Genomic DNA, 20,732 nt, shown 5'->3' on the forward strand with positions numbered 1-20,732 from the left:
GCGAACCCACACTTCAATAGTCGGGCTCAGGCGTTGAAACAGTGTGCCAGCCGATCACGGAACTGGCTATCGGCGAACGACCAGATACAAGCCGACGGCCACCATGATCCCGGCGGGCCAATGCCCCAGTTCGTGCATCGGGCCCCCGGCGGCGAGGATCGTACCGCCTGCCAGATGGGCGCTGCCGAGCAGGCGCAGGAACCAGTCGTCCTTGCGCTTTTTCCACGGCGGTGGCGGGTCGTTGGCGTGGGGTTGGGACATGCGTTCGAGCAGATCGCGGGCCATGTTGGCCAGGTGCGGCAGTTGTTCGAACTGGCTCTGGACGTTGCCGAGCAAGGCTTTCGGGCTGACGCGCTCGCGCATCCAGCGTTCGAGGAACGGCTGCGCGGTGTTCCACAGATCGAGGTCCGGGTACAGCTGACGGCCCAGGCCTTCGATGTTCAGCAGGGTCTTTTGCAGCAATACGAGTTGCGGCTGCACTTCCATGTTGAAGCGGCGCGCGGTCTGGAACAGGCGCATCAGCACCTGGCCAAATGAAATATCTTTTAATGGTTTTTCGAAGATCGGCTCGCACACGGTACGGATCGCCGCTTCGAATTCATTCAATTTGGTTTCCGCCGGCACCCAGCCCGAATCGATGTGCAATTGCGCCACGCGACGGTAGTCGCGCTTGAAGAAGGCGAACAGGTTGCGGGCCAGATAATCCTGGTCTTCCGGGGTCAGGCTGCCGACGATGCCGCAGTCGATCGCGATGTACTGCGGGCTCCACGGGTTGACGGTGCTGACGAAGATGTTGCCCGGGTGCATGTCGGCGTGGAAGAAACTGTCGCGAAACACCTGGGTGAAGAAGATCTCCACGCCGCGCTCGGCGAGCATTTTCATGTCGGTGCGCTGGTCGGCGAGGGTCGCCAGATCGGTCACCTGAATCCCGTAGATGCGCTCCATCACCAGCACTTTCGGCCGGCACCAGTCCCAATAGACTTGCGGCACGTAGAGCAGCGGCGAGCCTTCGAAGTTGCGCTTCAACTGGCTGGCGTTGGCCGCCTCGCGCAACAGGTCGAGTTCGTCGTAGATGGTTTTTTCGTAGTCGCTGACCACGTCCACCGGGTGCAGCAGACGGGCGTCGGCGGAGACTTTTTCGGCGGCGCGGGCGAGGATGAACAGCCACGCCAGATCCTGAGCGATGATCGGTTTCAGACCCGGGCGGATCACCTTGACCACCACTTCTTCGCCAGTCTTCAGTTGCGCAGCGTGTACCTGTGCCACCGAAGCCGAGGCCAGCGGTTCGACGTCGAAGCGGCTGAACACTTCGCTGATCTTCTTGCCCAGTTGCTCTTCGATCAGTTTGACCGACAGCTGCGAATCGAACGGCGGCACGCGGTCCTGCAACCGCATCAGCTCATCGGCGATGTCTTCCGGCAGAAGGTCGCGGCGGGTCGAAAGGATCTGCCCGAACTTGATGAAGATCGGCCCCAGGTCCTGCAACGCCAGGCGCAGGCGTGCCCCACGGCTGAGGTCCAGCGGCTTGCGCGGGAACCAGCGCCACGGTAGGACGTAGCGCAGCGCCAGCAGGAACCACGGCAAAGGCAGATCGAACAGCAGGTCATCGAGGCGGTAGCGGATCACGACGCGCTGGATGCGCAACAGACGGCGGACGGCGAGCAGCTTCATGCGTTATCGCTTGGGTCGAGGGATCGGGAAAGGCGCTCGAAGCGCGCCTCGAGACGTTCCAGATCGAGTTTGATCCGGTCCAGTTCGCTGAAACGGGCTTCGGCTTCGCGCTGCCCGACGAGGGTGCGCGATTCTTCGGCCAGGTATTCGGCGAGGTTCTGGTTGAGGCTGGCAAATCCTTGTTGATACCAGCGGGCGCGGCTGCGCAGGTGGCCGCCGACCAGTTGCGTGGCGACAGGTCCCAGCCAGCGCGAGAGTTCGTACTCCCAGTCCAGCTCCAGATCCTGCAGCACGCCCGCCAGCTCCAGCAGCACGCCGCTGTCGCCGTCGAGTTCGACTTCCGGCGCGTGCAGCACCGCCGTCTTGTCCTTGCTCAGGGCCAGTTTCACCAGACTCGAGGCCGGGGCGCGCAGGGTGCAGTCGACGCCGGTTTCCCAACGGGACGCCAGCATCAGGCCTTCGTCGCTCGGCAGGATAAACAGTTGCAGCGCCGGGCTGCGGCAATCCACGGCAATCACTTTGCCGGTCAGATGCGCCAGTCGCGGCAGCGCCGTGCTGTCGAGACGCAGCACGCGGTTCAGGCCGAGTTCGACGCTGGCGAGCAGCCCGGTCAGCAGCATCAGGGTTTGATGCCGCGGTGCAGGGCGACGATGCCTGCGGTCATGTTGTGATAGGTCACGCGGTCGAAACCGGCGTCGACCATCATCGACTTCAAAGTTTCCTGATTCGGGTGCATGCGGATCGATTCAGCCAGGTAGCGATAGCTTTCCGAGTCGTTAGTGATCAGCTTGCCCATCAGCGGCATGAAGGCGAACGAGTAGGCGTCGTAGGCCTTGGACATCAGCGCGTTGGTCGGCTTGGAGAATTCCAGCACCAGCAGGCGGCCGCCCGGCTTGAGTACGCGCAGCATCGAACGCAGGGCGTCTTCCTTGTGCGTCACGTTGCGCAGGCCGAAGGCGATGGTCACGCAGTCGAAATGGTTGTCCGGGAACGGCAGCTTTTCCGCGTCGGCCTGGACGAACTCGACGTTGCCCGAAACACCGACATCCAGCAGGCGGTCACGACCGACCTTGAGCATGGATTCGTTGATGTCCGCGAGAACCACCTGACCGGTCGGGCCGACCAGGTGCGAGAATTTCTTGGTCAGGTCGCCCGTGCCACCGGCGATGTCCAGCACGCGATTGCCGGCGCGTACGCCCGACAGTTCGATCGCGAAACGCTTCCACAGACGGTGCATGCCGCCCGACAGAAGGTCGTTCATCAGGTCGTACTTGGCGGCCACGGAGTGGAACACCTCAGCGACTTTTTCCGCTTTCTGGCTTTCCGGAACGTTTTTGAAGCCGAAGTGAGTGGTGGGTTCGGCATCGCTGCCTTTGCGCTGATCAGTCATATCGCTGTCACCAAAAGAGAATGCGCGACATTCTAATCCCCAAGCCATGCTTTGTCTTGGAATGGCTAAAGGTAAGATGGGCAACCTTCGGGACGATTTGCCGCAGTGGCGGTCAAGATTCGTTGCAGGCATTCATAGCCCCATTCAAAAAGCAGGAGTCATTCAATGGCCCATATCAGTGTTGAGCGTGCCCACAGCCTGGGCAAGGAAGCGGCCCGCGAGAAAGCCGACAAACTGGCGCAGAAACTCTCCGATCAATATGGCCTGGAGCCGCAGTGGTCGGGCGATGTCCTGAACCTCAAGCGTTCGGGCGTGAAGGGCGCCGTGCATGTGGCCGAGGATTCGATCCGGGTCGACGTGGAACTGGGCCTGATGATGTCGGCCATGAGCGGCATGATCAAAGCCGAGATCGAAAAGGCGCTGGATAAAGCGCTGGTCTGATCAGGACAAAACGGGGGAGCTTCGGGCTCCCCGTTTTTTTCCTGAGCACCTGCCTTTTATGTCAGTTGTTAGGGTGCCGTTTCTAATTTTTCTCCCTACTTTGTGCCTGAGCCCGACACTCGTCAGGGCAGTTCCTCAAACCTTCTGCGCGTGAGGTGCACCATGGCCAAAGTCATTTTGAAGAAAAAAATCGACGCTTCGACTTCCGCTCTGAGCGACGTCAAATCCTATGCCCGCAAGATCTGGCTGGCAGGCCTGGGTGCCTATACCAAGGTCGGTCAGGAGGGCAGCGAGTACTTTCAGGAGTTGATCAAGGCTGGTCAAACTGTTGAAAAGAAAGGCAAAAAAGCCGTCACCGAAAAACTCGAAGCGGCCAACGCCGAGATCGATGAAGCCAAGAGCGAAGTCAGCTCTTTCAAAGGCCGGGTCGAAGTTCAGCTCGACAAGGTCGAGAAGGCGTTCGACACGCGTGTCGCCAGTGCCTTGAATCGTATCGGCATTCCGTCTAAACATGACGTTGAGGCACTCTCTGCTAAGCTCGATGAGCTGACGGCATTGCTCGAACGCGTCGCGCGTAAATCTTAAGGAGAACGGGATGGCTGGTAAAAAGAACACCGATAAAGAAGGCAGCTCGTGGATCGGAAAAGTCGAAGACTATTCCCGCAAGATCTGGCTGGCTGGTTTAGGCGTGTACTCGAAGATCGACACTGACGGCAGCAAGCTCTTCGATACATTGGTCAAAGACGGCGAGAAAGCGGAGAAGCTCACCAAGGCTGCAGTCGGCAAGAAAGTCGATGCTGCCAAGGATTCTGCAAGCTCGGCAAAATCGCGCATCAGCGGCGTGAAAGATCGCGCACTGGGCACCTGGGATCAGCTGGAAGGGGCTTTCGACAAGCGCCTGAACAGCGCGATTTCGCGCCTGGGCGTACCGAGCCGCAACGAGGTGAAGGATCTGCACAAGAAGGTCGATACCCTGACCAGGCAGATCGAAAAACTCACCGGCCTGAAAGCCCAGCCTGTCGCGGCCAAAACCGCAGCAGCCAAGCCTGCGGCCAAAACCGCTGCCAAGCCACTGGCTAAAGCCGCCGCCAAACCAGCAGCCAAAACCGCTGCCGCCAAGCCTGCAGCGAAAGCCGCGGCCAAACCGGTTGCCGCCAAGGCCGCCGCCAAGCCAGCTGCAAAAACGGCAGCAAAACCAGCTGCCAAACCGGCGGCCAAGCCAGCAGCGAAAACCGCTGCCGCCAAACCCGCTGCCAAGCCTGCCGCCAAACCGGCTGCGGCGAAAAAACCGGCAGTGAAAAAACCGGCCGCGCCGAAAGCCGCTGCGCCGAAAGCTGCTGCTCCAAAACCGGTGACCACACCGCAAGCACTGGCAAGCACGTCGAACTCCGCCTCGGCCCCAACCCCGGCGCCTGCTCCGACTGCTGCATCGACGCCGTCGACGCCAACCAGTCAGTCCTGATTTTTCAGGGCTCAAGAAAACGCCCGGCCTGTGAAGGTCGGGCGTTTTTGTTTGGGTAAAAGCCGTCGGATTACTCGTGATCTTCGAGGTACTGCAAAGCCATCCTCTCCGTCGCCACCTTCACCGGCGGCAACAGATGCGGCGCCACCAGCATCATGATCTGGTACACCACCAGCCGCACTTCCCCTTCGCGATCAAGAATCCGCTGATAGTCCAGCGAGAACAGCAGCGTCATGGTGATCTGCTCCACCAGTTGCCCCAGCGCCTGGGTGTCGCTGACCAACTGCCCCGACGCCTTCAACCGCGCCAGCAACGACGCCAGCGTACGCTTGAGCACGTTGAGGAACTGGCGAATGCCCTTGGCCAGTTTCGGCAGGCGGCCGGCCAGGTTCGACAGGTCCTGGAACAGGAAGCGGTACTGCGCCAGCCGTTCGACGATCAGGTGCAGGAACAGCCAGTAATCCTCCGGCGCCAGTTCGACATCGGCGGGCGGGTCGAGCAGCGGGGCGAGGTCGTTCTGGAAGCGCTCGAACAGTCCGAGAATCAGCGGCTCCTTGCCGTGGAAGTGGTAGTAGAGGTTGCCGGGGCTGATCCCCATTTCATTGGCAACCTCCATGGTGGAGACGTTCGGCTCGCCCTTTTCGTTGAACAACTGCAGGGCACATTCGAGGATCCGTTCGCTTGTTTTCATCCAGTCTTCTTAAAGGGCTTGAGTCAGTCAGCGCACACGCACATAGGTGCCCGGTGCAGCTTCCATCGGTGGGTAATTGGCGTTGCCGAGGGTCATCTGGGTTTCGTGCAGGGTGCCGGAGCGCTGCTGCACCCACTCCAGCCATTGCGGCCACCAGCTGCCGTCGACTTTCTTGGCGTCGTAGTACCAGGCACGCGGATCGCCGCTGAGCTTTCCGTTCTCGACGTAATGGGCTTTCGGGTTGCCTGGCGGGTTGAGGATGCTCTGCACGTGGCCGCTGTTGGACAGCACGAAGCGCCGCTCGCCGCCCAGCAACAGCGTCGAGCGATACACCGCGTCCCACGGCGTGATGTGGTCGTTCATGCCGGCCACGCTGAAGCTGTCGACCGTGACCTTCTGCAGGTCGATCGGCGTGCCGCACACTTCCAGCCCACCGGGATGGGTCAACGGGTTGTGCTTGAAGAAGTCCAGAATGTCGCCGTGAAACGCGGCGGGCAGGCGGGTGCTGTCGTTGTTCCAGTAGAGGATATCGAACGCCGGCGGCTCCTTGCCCAGCAGGTAGTTGTTGACGAAGTAACTCCAGATCAGATCGTTGGGGCGCATCCAGGCGAACACCTTGGCCATGTCGCGACCCTCCAGCACGCCTTTCTGATAGGAGCGCCGCTTGGCCGCTTCGAGCGTTTGCTCATCGGCGAACAGGGTGGCCGGGGTGTTCATTTCACTGTCGAGCAGGCTCACCAGATAGGTGGCGCTGGAGACCCGCCGCAACTGCCGCTTGGCCTGCAGATGCCCCTGCAGTGCTGCAATGGTCAGCCCGCCGGCGCAGGCGCCCATCAGGTTGACCTCACGGGCGCCGGTGATCGCCCGGCAAATGTTCATCGCTTCTTCCACGGCTTCGACATAGGTCGACAGGCCCCATTCGCGATGCCGCACATCCGGGTTGCGCCAGCTGATCATGAAGGTCTGTAAACCGTTCTTCAGGGCGAACTGGACGAAGCTGTTGCTCGGGCTGAGGTCGAAAATGTAGTACTTGTTGATTTGCGGCGGCACCACCAGCAGCGGTTTCGAATACTGTTTTTCGCTCATCGGCCGGTACTGGATCAGCTCGAGCATTTCGTTGCGAAACACCACTGACCCTGTGGTGGTGGCGACGGTCTTGCCGACTTCGAAAGCCTGTTTGGTGACCTGGCGTGGCAGGCCGTCGTTGTGCAGCAGGTCGTCGATCAGATGGCTGAGGCCGCGCACCAGACTGTGGCCGCCGGAGTTGAACAGCTCCTTCACAGCCAGCGGATTGAGCAGGGTGTTGGAAGGCGCCACGGCGTCGTTGAGCAGGGTGAAGGCGAAGTGCGCGCGGGCGCGGTCGTCGTCGCTCATGCTGCTCTCGTCGATCCAGCTCTTGACCTGTTTCTGCCAGGCCAGATAAGCCTGGAGGCTGCGCCGATAGAACGGATTGAGGCTCCACGCCGGATCGGCGAAGCGGCTGTCCTGCGGATTGGTCGGATGCAGGGTTTCGCCGAGCAGCACGCGTCCGAGCGCGCCCCCCAGCTTCAAGGCGTGTTTTGCACTGTGGATCGGATTGCGCAAGCCGTGGGCCGCGACGCTGCGCAAGGTCGAGATCAGGTCCCGGTCGCGCAGACCGGTCATGGCACTCTGTGCATTGATGAACACGGCGGGGCTGGGCACGACGCCCGTCGCTGGTTTGTCACGCATGACTCAACACTCCTTCGTCTTCAGGCCAAAAACAAACACACCGAACCAGAACACCATAGACGCTGTTGCGGGTTGCTGCCTGCGCGGCCTCCTGCCGCGCACCTGTGTGGACACGTTGCAAGACGCTGTCCAGAAATCCGTGCCGGGACGGTTATCCGCCCAGCGGTGTCGGGTGCGGATGCATCACCGCACGCTGACGTTCCTCCTGGAGGAATTTCATGATGATCGGCGCCACCGCCTCGGCCCGGGTAATCAGGAACAGATGCCCGTCGTCGATGATGTGCAGCTGCGCGTTGGGGATTCGCCAGGCGAGCATGCGCATGTTGATCAGCGGGATCAGCGGATCGTCATCACCGGCCAGCACCAGCGTCGGCTGGTGGATCTTGTGCAGCCAGTGAATGCTGGTCCAGCCCAGGCCCGCGAACAGTTGCCAGTAGTAGCCGAGTTTGCCCGCCGAACGCACCTTGGCCGCATGGCTGGCGGCGAGTGTCGGGTCGCGGCGGAACGAGCCGCCGTAGATCATCGGGGCGATGCGGATCACATGGGACGGCTGGATGTAGCGCCGTGGGCTGGCCATCATCCACAGCACCTTCGGCTTGCCCGGCACCATCACCGCACCGGCGGCGGTCGCCGCCAGCACCAGCTTCTTGCAGCGCTCGGGATAGTCGTAGGCGAACTGCTGCGCCAGCGCGCCACCCCAGGACACGCCGATCACGTTGACCTGTCCGTAGTCGAGGTAATCGAGCATCCGCGCGGTGAGCTTCGCCAGCCCGGGAAAGCGATACGGACGGCTCGGCGTCGAAGAGCCACCGACACCGGGCACGTCGAAGGCGATCACTTCCAGGTCCGGATCCAGCGCCGCGACAAAAGGAAACACCAGCTCCAGGTTGGCGCCGATGCCGTTGAATATCAGCAAGGGCGTCAAGTGAGGCTTGCCGGGGCGGACCGCCGTGCGGATGGTCTGGCCATCCAGCTCGACGGTTCGAAAGATGAACGGGTGCGGCATGCTTCAAGGCCCTGTGGGTCGCAATCTCAGTGTTCACCTCACTCCCGAAAGGGAGTGAGGTGTGTCGGTTACCGCTCGTGAACGTAAGTGCCCGGTGAAGCTTCGCCTGCCGGATACGCCTTGTTGCCCAGTTTCGTTGGTGCTTTCTTCAATTCGCCCGAACGGGCCGCCTGCCACGCCTGCCAGTACAGCCACCAGGAGTCGGCGTGCTTGGTCGAGTTTTCCTGCCAGTCATCGGCATTGGCGGTCATTTCGTCGCTGGTCATGTAGCGCGATTTCGGGTTGCCCGGCGGGTTCAGAATGCTCTGGATATGCCCGCTGCTGGACAGCACGAATTCGACCTTGCCACCAAACAGCTGCGCCGACTTGTAGCAGGACTTCCACGGCGTGATGTGGTCGTTGGTGCCCGCCAGCGAGAAAATGTCGGCGGTCACCTGCTTGAGGTCGATCGGCGTGCCGCACACTTCCAGTGCATTGGGGCGGATCAGTGGGTTGTTTTTGAACATCTCGATCAGGTCGCCGTGGAACGCGGCCGGCAGTCGAGTCGTATCGTTGTTCCAGAACAGGATGTCGAACACCGGCGGTTCGTTGCCGAGCAGGTAATTGTTGACCCAATAGTTCCAGATCAGGTCGTTGGGGCGCATCCAGGCGAAGACCTTGGCCATGTCTTTGCCTTCGAGCACGCCGGCCTGGTACGAATGGCGCTTGGCGGTCTCCAGGGTCTGCTCGTCGACGAAGAGCGCGACGTCGCTGTCCAGCGTTGTATCGAGCACGCTGACCAGCAGGGTCAGGGCGTTGACCTTGTTCTCGCCGATCGCCGCGTAGTGGCCGAGCAGGGCGGTGCAGGTGATGCCGCCGGAGCAGGCGCCGAGCATGTTGACGTCCTTGCTGCCGGTGATCGCGGTGACCACATCGACCGCTTCCTTCAGGGCCTCGATGTAGGTGGAAAGGCCCCACTCGCGCTGTTCCTTGGTCGGGTTGCGCCAGCTGACGATGAAGGTCTGCACATTGTTGCGCAGGCAGAAGCGCGCCAGGCTCTTGTCCGGGCTCAAATCGAATACGTAAAACTTGTTGATCTGCGGCGGCACCACCAGCAGCGGGCGCTCGTGCACTTGTTCGGTGATCGGCTTGTACTGGATCAGCTCCAGCACGTCGTTGCGAAACACCACCGCGCCTTCGGTCACACCCAGGCTCTTGCCGACCTCGAACGCACCCATGTTGACCTGGCTCGGCATGCCGCCGTTGTGCACCAGATCCTTGGCCAGATGCGAGAGGCCATCGAGCAGGCTCTTGCCGCCGGTCTCGAAGAAACGTTTGACCGCCGCCGGGTTGGCCGCGGTGTTGGTCGGCGCCATGGCCTCGGTCATCAGGTTGATCACGAAGTGGCCGCGCGCGATGTCCTTGGGCGAGAGGCTGCTGTCGTCGATCCAGGCGTGGAGCTCCTTGCGCCATGCCAGGTAAGTTTGCAGATAACGTTTGTACAGCGGGTTCTGACTCCACGCCGGATCGACGAAGCGACGGTCATCGCCCGCCGGTTGCAGATCTGATTTGCCGAACAGCACGTTCTTCAGTTCAAGGCCGAACTGGGTGACGTGTTTGACACTATGGATAGGTTGTTTGATGGCCTGGGTCAGCACCATTCGAGCAGAGGCCAGCAGATCCTTTCCGCGTAGCCCAACGACAGGATTCAGCCCCAGGGTGTTCTCCGAGGCCTGGTACTTCAAATCATCGTTATTCTTGTTACTCATCTACGACGCTCCATTGTCCTGAGACGAGTACCCGGTTTTCTGCTGTGCAGTTCCACAGCCAATGCCAGGTACTACTGCTCGGGTGACCGTTGATTCTGCATAGCTGCTTTACAGTCGTAGAGCACTGCAGGGAACTTGCCAGTTCCATTGGTTACCCGAGATTGATTTTTTTCGCAAGCAGCCGATCCCGGGCCGCTTTAGCGGAGCATTCAAACAGATGAATCTAGAAAATGCCCTCTAAACAGTCCGAGGCGCGGACTAGAGCATCAGCTTGACGACGGACTGGTCCGGGTCGCGGGTTTTGCCGGCGGCTTTGAGTTCGGCCAGATAATCGGCCCAGAGTGCGTCATGACGTCGCCCTAGCTCGTACAGGTAATCCCAGGTGAACAGGCCGCTGTCGTGACCGTCGTCGAAGGTCAGTTTCAGTGCGTACTGACCGGCCGGTTCTACTTTGGTCAGGCCGACGTGCAGCTTGCCGAATTGCAGGATCGGTTTGCCGTGGCCCTGGACCTCGGCGGAGGGGGAGTGCACGCGCAGGAATTCGGCGGGCAGGGTGTATTCCTCGCCGGACGCGTATTTGAGCGACAGGGTTTTCGAGGCTTTGTGCAGTTTGATGTCGGTGGGAAGCATAGAAAAAAGCCTTTAGCTGCAAGCTACAAGCGGCAAGCTTAACTCAGCTTGCCGCTTGTAGCTCGGAGCTGGCAGCTCTACAGAATATAACGGGACAGGTCTTCGTTCTGCGCCAATTCGCCCAGGTGGCTGTTGACGTATTCGGCGTCGATCTCGATCGCCTTGTCGTCGTGGGCGCTGGCCAGGTCGCCGGCACTGAACGACACCTCTTCCAGCAGACGCTCGAGCAGCGTGTGCAGGCGACGGGCACCGATGTTCTCGGTCTTCTCGTTGACCTGCCAGGCGATCTCCGCCAGACGCTTGATGCCTTCCGGCTGGAACTGGATGTTCAGGCCTTCGGTTTTCAGCAGCGCGCAGTATTGCTCGGTGAGCGAGGCGTGCGGTTCGCTGAGGATGCGTTCGAAGTCCTGCGGGCTCAGGGCCTTGAGTTCCACACGGATCGGCAGACGGCCTTGCAGCTCCGGCACCAGATCGCTCGGCTTGCTCAGGTGGAACGCACCGGAGGCGATGAACAGGATGTGGTCGGTCTTGACCATGCCCAGCTTGGTGTTGACGGTGCAGCCTTCGATCAGCGGCAGCAGGTCACGTTGCACGCCTTCGCGGGACACATCAGCGCCGCCGACATTGCCGCGCTTGGCGACCTTGTCGATTTCGTCGATGAACACGATGCCGTGCTGCTCGACGGCTTCCAGAGCCTTGGCCTTCAACTCTTCTTCGTTGACCAGGCGACCGGCTTCTTCGTCGCGTACCAGTTTCAGCGCTTCCTTGACCTTGAGCTTGCGGGCCTTCTTCTTGCCCTTGCCCATGTTGGCGAACAGGTTCTGCAACTGGTTGGTCATTTCTTCCATGCCCGGAGGCGTGGCGATCTCGATGCCGGCCATTTCGGCGACTTCGATCTCGATTTCCTTGTCGTCCAGCTGACCTTCGCGCAGGCGTTTGCGGAACAGCTGGCGGGTGTTGGAATCCTGGGTCGGCGCTTCTTCGTTGCTGAAGCCCATGCGTGCCGGTGGCAGCAGGGCGTCGAGGATACGGTCCTCGGCGGCGTCTTCGGCACGGTGGCGAACGCGGGTCATTTCCTGCTCGCGCAGCATCTTGATCGCAGCATCGGCCAGATCACGGATGATCGATTCGACGTCACGGCCGACGTAGCCGACTTCGGTGAACTTGGTCGCTTCGACCTTGATGAACGGCGCGTTGGCCAGCTTGGCCAGGCGACGGGCGATCTCGGTTTTACCGACACCGGTCGGGCCGATCATCAGGATGTTCTTCGGGGTCACTTCAACGCGCAGCTCTTCAGGCAGCTGCATGCGGCGCCAGCGGTTGCGCAGGGCAATCGCGACGGCGCGCTTGGCATCGTCCTGGCCGATGATGTGGCGGTTGAGTTCGTGGACGATTTCGCGGGGAGTCATGGACATAATAATTGACGGTCCTCAAGCAGAAACAAGCCGTGGCACTGGGGCCGCGTCAGGCTTATTCAGCGAGATCCTGCTCCTCAATGGTCTGGGTGTGGTTGGTGAATACACAGATGTCGCCGGCGATGCCGAGAGCGGTCTCGACGATTTCGCGGGCCGACAGATCGGTCTTCTTCAGCAGGGCGCTGGCGGCGGCTTGCGCATAGGCACCACCGGAACCCATGGCGATCAGGCCGTCTTCGGGTTCGACCACGTCACCGTTGCCGGTGATGATCAGCGAGGCGTCCTTGTTGGCGACCGCGAGCATCGCTTCGAGGCGGCTCAGGGAGCGGTCGGTGCGCCATTCTTTGGCGAGTTCGACGGCGGCGCGAACCAGGTGACCCTGGTGCTTTTCAAGCTGGCCTTCGAAACGTTCGAACAGGGTGAAGGCGTCGGCGGTGGCACCGGCGAAACCGGCGATGACTTCGCCGTGGTACAGGCGACGAACTTTCTTCGCGTTGCCTTTCATCACGGTATTGCCGAGAGAAACCTGGCCGTCGCCGCCCATGACGACTTTGCCGTGGCGGCGGACTGAAACGATGGTGGTCAAGGGAAGAGTCTCCACACTGCGGGGCGAAAATGCCTTATGCCCATTCATATGGGGGTGGTGGAGAGGATTTCAACTGCGGGGCGGGAGAGGGGACGAGCGGTGGTTTGCGCGGGGTCGTTCCCACGCAGAACGACATGATCGTTCCCACGCTCTGCGTGGGAATGCAGCCCGGGACGCTCCGCGTCCCTTGCCGCAGGGACGCGGAGCGTCCATTGAGGCATTCCCACGCAGAGCGTGGGAACGATCGGTGAGGAGGATCAGCGGCTCTGACGTTGTTGTAACAACAGGTTGCTGAAGCCGGCGCCCGCCAGTTGTTTCTGGGCGGTGGTCAGCTGTTCGCGGTTGCTGAACGGGCCGACCAGTACGCGATACCAGGTTTCATCCTTGACCGTCCCGGACTCAACCGCGACTGCCTGGCCGAGCAGAATGATCTGCGCGCGGACCTTGTCGGCATCCGTCTCTTTGCGGAACGAGCCAGCCTGGAGGAAGAACTTGGTCACCGGTGCAGCCTTGGTCACCGGCGGTGCTGGCGGCGGGGTGATCCCGGCCAGTGCAGCCTGCGCGCGCGCCGTGTCGATCTTCGCCGCTTCCGCCGGGGTCACCGGCGTGGTCGGGATTGCCGGCACCTGTGGTGTCGGCAGGGTTTTCTCCGGCACGGCATCAGGCGGCACGATCACTTCCGATTCCGGCAGCAGGGTGTAGAAGTCGTACTTCGGCTTCACCGGTTGCGTCGGGCTCGGCGGGGTCTTGTTGGCCTCGGCGATCTTGCTGGCTTTCTGTTGTTGCTGTTGCTCGACCTTCTCGCGCTTGACCGTGTCGCTGCCCTTGCCCGGCTCCAGTTTCATCAGAAACACGATGAACGCGCCGACCGTCAGGCCGATGGCCATCCACAGCCAGCCCGGAATCGGCTGCTTCGCTGGAGCCTGGTAACGGCTGGCGCCACGCTTGGGTGCAGGTTTCTTCTTGGCAGCCAACTTACATGCGCTCCAGGGTTTCCAGGCCGAGCAGTTCCAGGCCTTGCTTGAGGGTACGGCCGGTCAGCGCGGCAAGGCGCAGGCGGCTTTGCATTTGTGCCGGAGTGTCGGCGGTGAGGATCGGGCAGTTCTCGTAGAAGCTGGAGAACAGGCCGGCGACCTCGTACAGGTAGGTGCACAGGGTGTGTGGCGTGCCCTTTTCCGCAACGTTGTTCAGCACTTCACCGAACTGCGCCAGTTTGGCTGCCAGATCGTGTTCCTGCGGCGCTTCGAGGACGATCTGGCCATCGACTTCGCTGTAATCCTTGTCAAGCTTGCGGAACACCCCGGCCACGCGAGTGTAGGCGTACAGCAGGTACGGGGCGGTGTTGCCTTCGAGGTTGAGCATCTGGTCGAAGTTGAAGCTGTAGTCGCTGGTGCGGTGCTTCGACAGGTCGGCGTATTTCACTGCGCCGATGCCCACAACCTTGGCGATGCTGCGCAGTTCGTCGTCGGCCAGTGTCGGGTTTTTCTCTTTTACCAATGCGTAGGCACGTTCCTGCGCTTCGGTCAGAAGATCGATCAGCTTCACGGTGCCGCCGTCACGGGTCTTGAACGGACGGCCGTCGGCGCCGTTCATGGTGCCGAACCCCATGTGCTCCATTTCCATCGGATGGGTCACGAAACCGGCCTTGCGCGCCACGGCGAACACTTGCTGGAAGTGCAGGGCCTGACGCTGGTCGACGAAGTACAGCGCGCGGTCGGCCTTCAATTTGCCGCTGCGGTAGCGCACAGCCGCCAGGTCGGTGGTGGCGTACAGGTAGCCGCCGTCGGCCTTGACGATGATCACCGGCAGCGGCTCACCTTCGGCGTTCTTGAATTCGTCGAGGAACACGCACTGGGCGCCGTTGCTTTCGACCAGCATACCGGCGGCTTTCAGGTCGTTGACCACGTTGATCAGGTCGTCGTTGTAGGCGCTTTCGCCCATCACGTCGGCCATGGTCAGTTTGACATTGAGCAGTTCGTAGATCTTCTGGCAGTGCGACAGCGAGATGTCCTTGAACCTGGTCCACAGCGCCAGGCATTCAGCGTCGCCGGCCTGCAACTTGACCACCAGGCCACGGGCGCGGTCGGCGAATTCCGGGGATTCGTCGAAGCGTTGCTTGGCGGCGCGGTAGAAGTTTTCCAGGTCCGACAGCTCGTCGCTGGTGATCGGGTTTTCCTGCAGGTACGCCATCAGCATGCCGAACTGGGTGCCCCAGTCGCCGACGTGGTTCTGACGGATGACGGTGTCGCCGAGGAATTCGAGCACGCGGGCCACGCCGTCGCCGATGATGGTCGAACGCAGGTGGCCGACATGCATCTCTTTGGCCAGGTTCGGCGCCGACAGATCGACCACGGTGCGTTGCGCCGGGCCGGCCTTGCGCACGCCAATGTGATCGTCGGCCAGAGCCGCGTCGAGGCGCGAGGCCAGCGCCTGGGTGTTCTGGAAGAAATTGATGAAGCCAGGACCGGCGATTTCGGCCTTGGTGACGTTTTCGTCAGCCGGCAGGGCGGCGATGATTTTTTCCGCCAGATCGCGCGGCTTCATGCCCGCAGGCTTGGCCAGCATCATGGCGATGTTGCTGGCAAAGTCGCCGTGGGTCTTGTCCCGGGCGTTTTCCACCTGGATCGCCGGCGTCAGGCCTTCAGGCAACACACCTTCGTTGACGAGTTGGGTGAGGGCTTGTTGGATCAGCTGGCGAATGGTGTCTTTCATGGTCTTCTCTTTCGACCGCAAGCGCGGCGGCGCATCGATGCGCGGGTGGAAAAACTGGGCATTATCCGTTGCGAAGACGGGCTTGCCAACCTTAGCAGGCAGGATGTGGATGTGTGGTGACAAATAGACTGCTTTCGCGAGCAGGCTCGCTCCCACAGGTAAAGCGCAGTCCTTGTGGGAGCGAGCCTGCTCGCGAAGGCGATCTTCAGATCAATACAAATCGACAGGATCGACATCCAGCGACCAGCGCACTGCCCGGCCGCTTGGCATCTGCTCCAGCACCAGCAGCCAGCTCGCCAGCAATCGGTGCAGCGGCGCCCGGGCCGTGGCCTGCAACAGCAGCTGCGCGCGGAAGCGTCCGGCCCGACGTTCCATCGGTGCCGGCACCGGCCCCAGCAATTCGATGCCGCTCAGGTTCTGTTCGGCCAGCAAGCGCTCGGCCTCGCTGCATGCCTCATCGAGAAAACCTTCGGCCTGCCCCGGCTTGTGGGCTTCGGCGCGCAGCAGGGCGAGATGGGCGAACGGCGGCAGGCCGGCGGCGCGGCGTTCGCTCAGCGCCTGTTCGGCGAAGGCGAAGTAACCCTGCTCGGTCAGTTGCACCAATAAAGGATGGTCGGCGAGGTGGGTCTGGATGATCACCTTGCCCGGTTCTTCCGCCCGCCCGGCACGCCCGGCAACCTGCACGATCAGCTGCGCCATGCGCTCGCTGGCGCGGAAGTCGCCGGAGAACAGCCCACCGTCGGCATCGAGGATCGACACCAGCGTCACTCGAGGGAAGTGGTGACCCTTGGCCAACATCTGGGTGCCGACCAGAATGCACGGCTGGCCTTTCTGGATCGTGGCGAACAGCTGGTTCATCGCGTCCTTGCGCGACGTGCTGTCACGGTCGACGCGCAACACCGGATAGTCCGGGAACAGAATCGCCAGCCGTTCTTCGGCCCGCTCGGTGCCGGCGCCCACGGGGCGCAGATCGACCTTGTTGCACTTCGGGCACTGGCGCGGCACGCGCTCGACGTAACCGCAGTGGTGGCAGCGCAATTCGCCGTAGCGCTGGTGCACTGTCATCCGCGCATCGCAGCGCTGGCACTCGGACATCCAGCCGCAATCGTGGCACAGCAAAGTCGGGGCAAATCCCCGGCGGTTGAGGAACACCAATACCTGCTGGCCGGCGGCGAGGGTCTGGCCGATGGCTTGCTGCATCGGCCCGGAAATGCCGCTGTCCAGGGGACGACTTTTCACATCCAGGCGCAGGAAACGTGGCTGCTTGGCGCCTCCGGCCCGTTCGTTCAGGCGTAGGAGTCCGTAACGGCCGGTGTAGGCGTTGTGCAGGCTTTCCAGGGATGGCGTCGCGGAGCCGAGCACGATCGGGATGTTTTCCTGTCGCGCCCGCACCAGCGCCAGGTCCCGTGCGTGGTAGCGCAGACCTTCCTGCTGTTTATAGGAGCCATCGTGTTCTTCGTCGATGATGATCAGCCCCGGATTTTTCATCGGGGTGAACAGCGCCGAGCGGGTGCCGATAATAATGTCGGCCTCGCCGTCACGGGCGGCGAGCCACGCGTCCAGACGATCACGGTCGTTGACCGCCGAGTGCAGCAAGGCGATGCGGGCGTTGAAGCGTTGCTCGAAGCGGGCGAGGGTCTGCGGGCCGAGGTTGATTTCCGGGATCAGCACCAGCGCCTGCTTACCGGCCTCAAGGGTTTCGCGGATCAGTTGCAAATAGACTTCGGTCTTGCCGCTGCCGGTGACCCCGGCCAGCAGGAACGCGTGATAACTGTCGAACCCGGCGCGAATCGCCTCATACGCAGCGCGCTGTTCGTTGTTGAGCGGCAGCTCCGGCTGGGCCAGCCAGTGCTCATGGCGCGCGCCGGGGGCGTGGCGGCGCACTTCGACCTGCACCAGATCCTTGGCCAGCAACAGGTCGAGGCTGTCCTTGCTCAGCATCAGTTTGCTCAGCAACTGATGGGCGACGCCGTGAGGGTGCTGGGCCAAAGTCGCGAGGGCTTCACGCTGGCGCGGGGCGCGGGCGATGCGCGGGTCATCGAGGCTGGCGCCGGGAGCCGCCGACCAGAACCGTTCCTGACGGGCTTCGGCCAGTTCGCCCTGGCGCAACAGCACCGGCAGCGCCCAGCTCAGGGTGTCGCCGAGGCTGTGCTGATAATACTGAGCCGTCCACAGGCACAGCTTGAACAGCGCTGGCGGCAGTGGGGCGGTAGCGTCTAGCAGCGCCAGCGCCGGTTTGAGCTTTTCCACCGGCACTTCGCTGGTGTCGGAGACTTCCACCAGAATCCCGATCATCTCCCGCCGGCCGAACGGTACCCGCAGGCGCATGCCCGGTTGCAACTGCGAACGCAGCACGCCGGCCGGGGCCCGATAGTCGAACAGGCGGCGCAGGGGCGAAGGCAGGGCGAGGCGCAGAATGGCGTCGGGCACGCGGGATCTCGATAAGAAGCTAACAGGCAGCGGGGATGATGTTTGGGCCGGGAGCCTAGCAGACGGTCGGTCTCAGTGACAGCTTGCGCGATTGACATTGTCTGGTAGAATCCGCGGCCTAATTACGTGCGGTATTCAACAATAGTGTTGGGTGGCGGCACGCTAGCCTGAGGAAGACACCATGAAAGCCGAAATTCACCCGAATTACCCAGAAATCGCTGTTACCTGCTCCTGCGGTAACAAGTTCGAAACTCGTTCGACCTTCGGCAAAGCCCTGGCGATCGACGTTTGCAACGAATGCCACCCGTTCTACACCGGTAAGCAGAAGACTCTGGACACCGGCGGCCGTGTGCAGAAGTTCGCAGACCGTTTCGCTACTTTCGGCGTCGGCAAAAAAGCCTGAGGCTGATCATTTTGGAAAGTCATATCGGCTTCTCCAGACTGATGAAAAAGGCGTCCCTTGCGGGCGCCTTTTTTGTGTCCGCGATTTGGCTGTCCGGCGCCCAGGCGTTCTGCCCGATGCCCTCGGGGCTGTCGAGCGTGGTGGTTCAGCGAGTTGTCGATGGCGACACGGTGCGCCTGAGTGACGGCCGCAGCGTACGCCTGATCGGCCTCAACACGCCCGAGCTGGGCAAGCAGGGGCGCAGCGACGAACCGTTTGCCGTGGCGGCGCGCAAACGCCTGGAAGCCTTGGTGGCCGACAGTGGCGGTCGGGTCGGTTTGCGCCTTGGTGCGCAAGAAAAAGACCATTACGGGCGTACGCTCGCCCATCTCTACAGCGTCAGCGGCGCCAGTCTCGAAGCGCAAATGCTCGCCGATGGCCTTGGATTCCAGGTCGCAGTGGCACCGAATGTCGATCTTGTCGATTGCCAGCAAGCCGCCGAACACAGCGCGCGACAGGCCGGGCTTGGCTTGTGGAAGCGCTCGCCTGTACTGAAAGCGGAGCAGATCGAGCGCTCGGGTTTCGCGCTGGTCAGCGGTCGTGTGAGCAAGGTTCAGCGCAATCGCGGTGGAATCTGGATCGAGTTGCAGGACAAGCTTGTACTGCGCGTTGCACCCAATCTGCTGGAACGCTTCGATAGCGCCGCTCTGCAGGCGTTGAAGGGCAGGCAGATCGAGGCCCGTGGCTGGGTGGTCGACCGTTCCCGGCGTGGTGGATTGAAATCAGGTCAGGCGCGCTGGCTGTTGCCGTTGACCGATCCTTCGATGCTCCAGCCGTCCCGCTGAAGAAAAAATTGTAGACATTTTTTCTGTCGATTGTGAACAGTCTAGCCCTTGTGCGCCGTGGCTCTTGGCCCAAAGTCTTAGGGCAGGGCGCTTGACAGGGGTGACCGGGCAGTCTTGTGGGGACTTTGCGAGGCGCGTATCCTCGCTGACCAGTCTGTCCAACAGTAAAAAGCGGAATGCCAAAATGTCTGATCTGAAAACTGCCGCTCTCGAATATCATGCCAATCCTCGTCCAGGAAAGCTGAGTGTCGAGCTCACCAAGGCCACTGCTACCGCCCGCGACCTGTCGCTGGCCTACAGCCCCGGCGTAGCTGAACCAGTGCGCGAGATCGCCCGCGATCCTGAACTGGCCTACAAGTACACCGGCAAGGGCAACCTGGTTGCAGTCATTTCCGATGGCACCGCGATTCTGGGCTTGGGTAACCTCGGCCCACTGGCTTCCAAGCCAGTGATGGAAGGTAAAGGCGTGCTGTTCAAGCGCTTCGCCGGCATCGACGTTTTCGACATCGAAGTCGACTCCGAAAGCCCGCAAGCCTTCATCGACACCGTAAAACGCATTTCCATCACCTTCGGTGGCATCAACCTGGAAGACATCAAGGCGCCTGAGTGCTTTGAGATCGAACGCGCTCTGATCGAGCAGTGCGACATTCCGGTATTCCACGATGACCAGCACGGCACCGCGATCGTGACCGCTGCGGGCATGATCAACGCCCTGGAAATCGCTGGCAAAACCCTGGCCGACGCCAAGATCGTCTGCCTGGGCGCTGGCGCAGCCGCCATCTCCTGCATGAAATTGCTGGTGAGCATGGGCGCCAAGGTCGAGAACATCTTCATGGTTGACCGTACTGGCGTGATCCACGCTGGCCGTGACGACCTGAACCAGTACAAGGCTGTGTTCGCTCACCCTACCGAGAAGCGCACCCTGGACGACGCCATCGAAGGCGCTGACGTATTCGTCGGCCTGTCGGGCCCGAACCTGCTGAGCGCCGAGCAACTCAAGCGCATGGCGGCCAACCCGATCGTTTTCGCCTGCTCCAACCCGGATCCGGAAATCTCCCCGGAACTGGCTCACGCCACCCGTAACGACGTGATCATGGCCACCGGCCGTTCGGACTACCCGAACCAGGTCAACAACGTACTGGGCTTCCCGTTCATCTTCCGTGGTGCCCTGGACGTTCGCGCCAAGCGCATCAACGAAGAAATGAAGATCGCTGCCGCCAACGCCCTGCGCGAACTGGCCAAGCTGCCGGTGCCTCAGGAAGTGTGCGACGCCTACGGCGGTATCTCCCTGGAATTCGGTCGTGAGTACATCATTCCGAAGCCAATGGACAAGCGCCTGATCACCGTGATCTCCGACGCCGTGGCCAAGGCTGCGATCGAGACCGGTGTGGCGACCCTGCCGTATCCGAAGAACTACCCGCTGAAAAGCGTGGATGACGTGTTCAACGGCTAAGTCGTTGTAGCGCTTCATGAAGAGCCCCGCTTTTTAAGCGGGGTTTTTTTTTGGTCGTGAAAATGCGTTCCGGCTTCAAGGGCGGCCCTCACCCTAACCCTCTCCCCCTGGGAGAGGGCTAGGGTGAGGGCGGCCTTTGATGTGAAACGCCATTCTCAGT

The 20,732-nt window shown here is 61.6% G+C and carries 19 protein-coding genes; 6 read left to right on the forward strand and 13 right to left on the reverse strand.

The genetic code is table 11. The features are described 5' to 3' along the window. Positions 1-66: 66 nt before the first annotated feature. The 3 genes from ubiB to ubiE are packed head-to-tail and all read right to left on the reverse strand — an operon-like array spanning position 67 to position 3,061. Entirely contained in the window at positions 67-1,671 is a 1,605-nt protein-coding gene (ubiB, locus tag BMZ46_RS13275) for a ubiquinone biosynthesis regulatory protein kinase UbiB (protein WP_039772455.1), read from the reverse strand. Next, positions 1,668-2,291, reverse strand: coding sequence for a ubiquinone biosynthesis accessory factor UbiJ (locus BMZ46_RS13280; protein WP_039772453.1), 624 nt, complete (start codon positions 2,289-2,291; stop codon positions 1,668-1,670). Before BMZ46_RS13280 ends, ubiB begins: the two co-directional genes overlap by 4 nt. Continuing rightward, positions 2,291-3,061, reverse strand: coding sequence for a bifunctional demethylmenaquinone methyltransferase/2-methoxy-6-polyprenyl-1,4-benzoquinol methylase UbiE (gene ubiE, locus BMZ46_RS13285; protein WP_007952418.1), 771 nt, complete (start codon positions 3,059-3,061; stop codon positions 2,291-2,293). Before ubiE ends, BMZ46_RS13280 begins: the two co-directional genes overlap by 1 nt. Before the next feature lie 165 nt (positions 3,062-3,226). Here ubiE and BMZ46_RS13290 point away from each other — a divergent pair, with 165 nt between their 5' ends. The 3 genes from BMZ46_RS13290 (at position 3,227) to BMZ46_RS13300 (ending at position 4,964) form a co-directional block, all read left to right on the forward strand. Beyond that, positions 3,227-3,502 carry a polyhydroxyalkanoic acid system family protein gene (locus tag BMZ46_RS13290; protein ID WP_007952417.1) on the forward strand — a complete coding sequence of 92 codons (276 nt, stop codon included), beginning with the start codon at positions 3,227-3,229 and terminating at the stop codon, positions 3,500-3,502. Between the two features lie 162 nt (positions 3,503-3,664). Continuing rightward, positions 3,665-4,087 carry a phasin family protein gene (locus BMZ46_RS13295; RefSeq protein ID WP_007952416.1) on the forward strand — a complete coding sequence of 141 codons (423 nt, stop codon included), beginning with the start codon at positions 3,665-3,667 and terminating at the stop codon, positions 4,085-4,087. A 10-nt stretch (positions 4,088-4,097) separates the two neighbouring features. Next, entirely contained in the window at positions 4,098-4,964 is an 867-nt protein-coding gene (locus tag BMZ46_RS13300) for a phasin family protein (RefSeq protein WP_074689550.1), read from the forward strand. Between the two features lie 70 nt (positions 4,965-5,034). On the opposite strand, the gene BMZ46_RS13305 is transcribed toward BMZ46_RS13300, so the two are convergent. From BMZ46_RS13305 to BMZ46_RS13355, 10 genes are all read right to left on the reverse strand, one after another. After that, on the reverse strand, positions 5,035-5,655 hold the full coding sequence (locus BMZ46_RS13305) for a TetR/AcrR family transcriptional regulator (RefSeq protein WP_007952414.1): 621 nt from the start codon (positions 5,653-5,655) through the stop codon (positions 5,035-5,037). 27 nt (positions 5,656-5,682) lie between these two features. Then, positions 5,683-7,365 carry a class II poly(R)-hydroxyalkanoic acid synthase gene (phaC, locus tag BMZ46_RS13310; protein ID WP_074689552.1) on the reverse strand — a complete coding sequence of 561 codons (1,683 nt, stop codon included), beginning with the start codon at positions 7,363-7,365 and terminating at the stop codon, positions 5,683-5,685. A gap of 151 nt (positions 7,366-7,516) precedes the next feature. Beyond that, positions 7,517-8,371, reverse strand: a complete 855-nt coding sequence (gene phaZ / locus BMZ46_RS13315) for a poly(3-hydroxyalkanoate) depolymerase (protein ID WP_007952412.1) — start codon at positions 8,369-8,371, stop codon at positions 7,517-7,519. A 68-nt stretch (positions 8,372-8,439) separates the two neighbouring features. Beyond that, the gene (gene phaC, locus BMZ46_RS13320; RefSeq protein ID WP_039772445.1) at positions 8,440-10,119 is read right to left on the reverse strand and encodes a class II poly(R)-hydroxyalkanoic acid synthase; all 1,680 of its coding nucleotides are present in this window, start codon (positions 10,117-10,119) and stop codon (positions 8,440-8,442) included. A gap of 258 nt (positions 10,120-10,377) precedes the next feature. Next, entirely contained in the window at positions 10,378-10,749 is a 372-nt protein-coding gene (locus BMZ46_RS13325; RefSeq protein WP_039772444.1) for a gamma-butyrobetaine hydroxylase family protein, read from the reverse strand. 77 nt (positions 10,750-10,826) lie between these two features. Then, positions 10,827-12,164 carry an ATP-dependent protease ATPase subunit HslU gene (gene hslU, locus BMZ46_RS13330; RefSeq protein ID WP_039772441.1) on the reverse strand — a complete coding sequence of 446 codons (1,338 nt, stop codon included), beginning with the start codon at positions 12,162-12,164 and terminating at the stop codon, positions 10,827-10,829. Positions 12,165-12,219: 55 nt separating this feature from the next. After that, positions 12,220-12,750, reverse strand: coding sequence for an ATP-dependent protease subunit HslV (gene hslV / locus BMZ46_RS13335; RefSeq protein WP_003196958.1), 531 nt, complete (start codon positions 12,748-12,750; stop codon positions 12,220-12,222). 257 nt (positions 12,751-13,007) lie between these two features. Next, positions 13,008-13,724, reverse strand: coding sequence for an SPOR domain-containing protein (locus tag BMZ46_RS13345; RefSeq protein ID WP_039772438.1), 717 nt, complete (start codon positions 13,722-13,724; stop codon positions 13,008-13,010). 1 nt (position 13,725) lies between these two features. After that, on the reverse strand, positions 13,726-15,462 hold the full coding sequence (gene argS, locus BMZ46_RS13350) for an arginine--tRNA ligase (protein ID WP_039772437.1): 1,737 nt from the start codon (positions 15,460-15,462) through the stop codon (positions 13,726-13,728). Between the two features lie 210 nt (positions 15,463-15,672). Continuing rightward, entirely contained in the window at positions 15,673-17,892 is a 2,220-nt protein-coding gene (locus BMZ46_RS13355) for a primosomal protein N' (protein WP_074689557.1), read from the reverse strand. A 181-nt stretch (positions 17,893-18,073) separates the two neighbouring features. Between BMZ46_RS13355 and rpmE the strand changes: the two genes are divergently transcribed. The 3 genes from rpmE (at position 18,074) to BMZ46_RS13370 (ending at position 20,572) form a co-directional block, all read left to right on the forward strand. Next, the gene (gene rpmE, locus BMZ46_RS13360; protein WP_039772434.1) at positions 18,074-18,295 is read left to right on the forward strand and encodes a 50S ribosomal protein L31; all 222 of its coding nucleotides are present in this window, start codon (positions 18,074-18,076) and stop codon (positions 18,293-18,295) included. 41 nt (positions 18,296-18,336) lie between these two features. Continuing rightward, positions 18,337-19,119: a thermonuclease family protein gene (locus BMZ46_RS13365; protein ID WP_170844912.1), complete on the forward strand. Its 783-nt coding sequence runs from the start codon at positions 18,337-18,339 to the stop codon at positions 19,117-19,119. 184 nt (positions 19,120-19,303) lie between these two features. Next, positions 19,304-20,572, forward strand: a complete 1,269-nt coding sequence (locus tag BMZ46_RS13370) for a malic enzyme-like NAD(P)-binding protein (RefSeq protein WP_007952395.1) — start codon at positions 19,304-19,306, stop codon at positions 20,570-20,572. Positions 20,573-20,732 lie beyond the last annotated feature (160 nt).

The sequence above is a fragment of the Pseudomonas sp. NFIX49 genome, from assembly GCF_900115915.1.
Classification (GTDB): domain Bacteria; phylum Pseudomonadota; class Gammaproteobacteria; order Pseudomonadales; family Pseudomonadaceae; genus Aquipseudomonas; species Aquipseudomonas pharyngis.

Excerpts from the sequence above, each read along its gene's own strand:
- ubiB (WP_039772455.1), bottom strand. The coding sequence starts at position 1,671 with ATGAAGCTGCTCGCCGTCCGCCGTCTGTTGCGCATCCAGCGCGTCGTG.
- BMZ46_RS13280 (WP_039772453.1), bottom strand. The coding sequence starts at position 2,291 with ATGCTGCTGACCGGGCTGCTCGCCAGCGTCGAACTCGGCCTGAACCGC.
- ubiE (WP_007952418.1), bottom strand. The coding sequence starts at position 3,061 with ATGACTGATCAGCGCAAAGGCAGCGATGCCGAACCCACCACTCACTTC.
- BMZ46_RS13290 (WP_007952417.1), top strand. The coding sequence starts at position 3,227 with ATGGCCCATATCAGTGTTGAGCGTGCCCACAGCCTGGGCAAGGAAGCG.
- BMZ46_RS13295 (WP_007952416.1), top strand. The coding sequence starts at position 3,665 with ATGGCCAAAGTCATTTTGAAGAAAAAAATCGACGCTTCGACTTCCGCT.
- BMZ46_RS13300 (WP_074689550.1), top strand. The coding sequence starts at position 4,098 with ATGGCTGGTAAAAAGAACACCGATAAAGAAGGCAGCTCGTGGATCGGA.
- BMZ46_RS13305 (WP_007952414.1), bottom strand. The coding sequence starts at position 5,655 with ATGAAAACAAGCGAACGGATCCTCGAATGTGCCCTGCAGTTGTTCAAC.
- phaC (WP_074689552.1), bottom strand. The coding sequence starts at position 7,365 with ATGCGTGACAAACCAGCGACGGGCGTCGTGCCCAGCCCCGCCGTGTTC.
- phaZ (WP_007952412.1), bottom strand. The coding sequence starts at position 8,371 with ATGCCGCACCCGTTCATCTTTCGAACCGTCGAGCTGGATGGCCAGACC.
- phaC (WP_039772445.1), bottom strand. The coding sequence starts at position 10,119 with ATGAGTAACAAGAATAACGATGATTTGAAGTACCAGGCCTCGGAGAAC.
- BMZ46_RS13325 (WP_039772444.1), bottom strand. The coding sequence starts at position 10,749 with ATGCTTCCCACCGACATCAAACTGCACAAAGCCTCGAAAACCCTGTCG.
- hslU (WP_039772441.1), bottom strand. The coding sequence starts at position 12,164 with ATGTCCATGACTCCCCGCGAAATCGTCCACGAACTCAACCGCCACATC.
- argS (WP_039772437.1), bottom strand. The coding sequence starts at position 15,462 with ATGAAAGACACCATTCGCCAGCTGATCCAACAAGCCCTCACCCAACTC.
- rpmE (WP_039772434.1), top strand. The coding sequence starts at position 18,074 with ATGAAAGCCGAAATTCACCCGAATTACCCAGAAATCGCTGTTACCTGC.
- BMZ46_RS13365 (WP_170844912.1), top strand. The coding sequence starts at position 18,337 with ATGAAAAAGGCGTCCCTTGCGGGCGCCTTTTTTGTGTCCGCGATTTGG.
- BMZ46_RS13370 (WP_007952395.1), top strand. The coding sequence starts at position 19,304 with ATGTCTGATCTGAAAACTGCCGCTCTCGAATATCATGCCAATCCTCGT.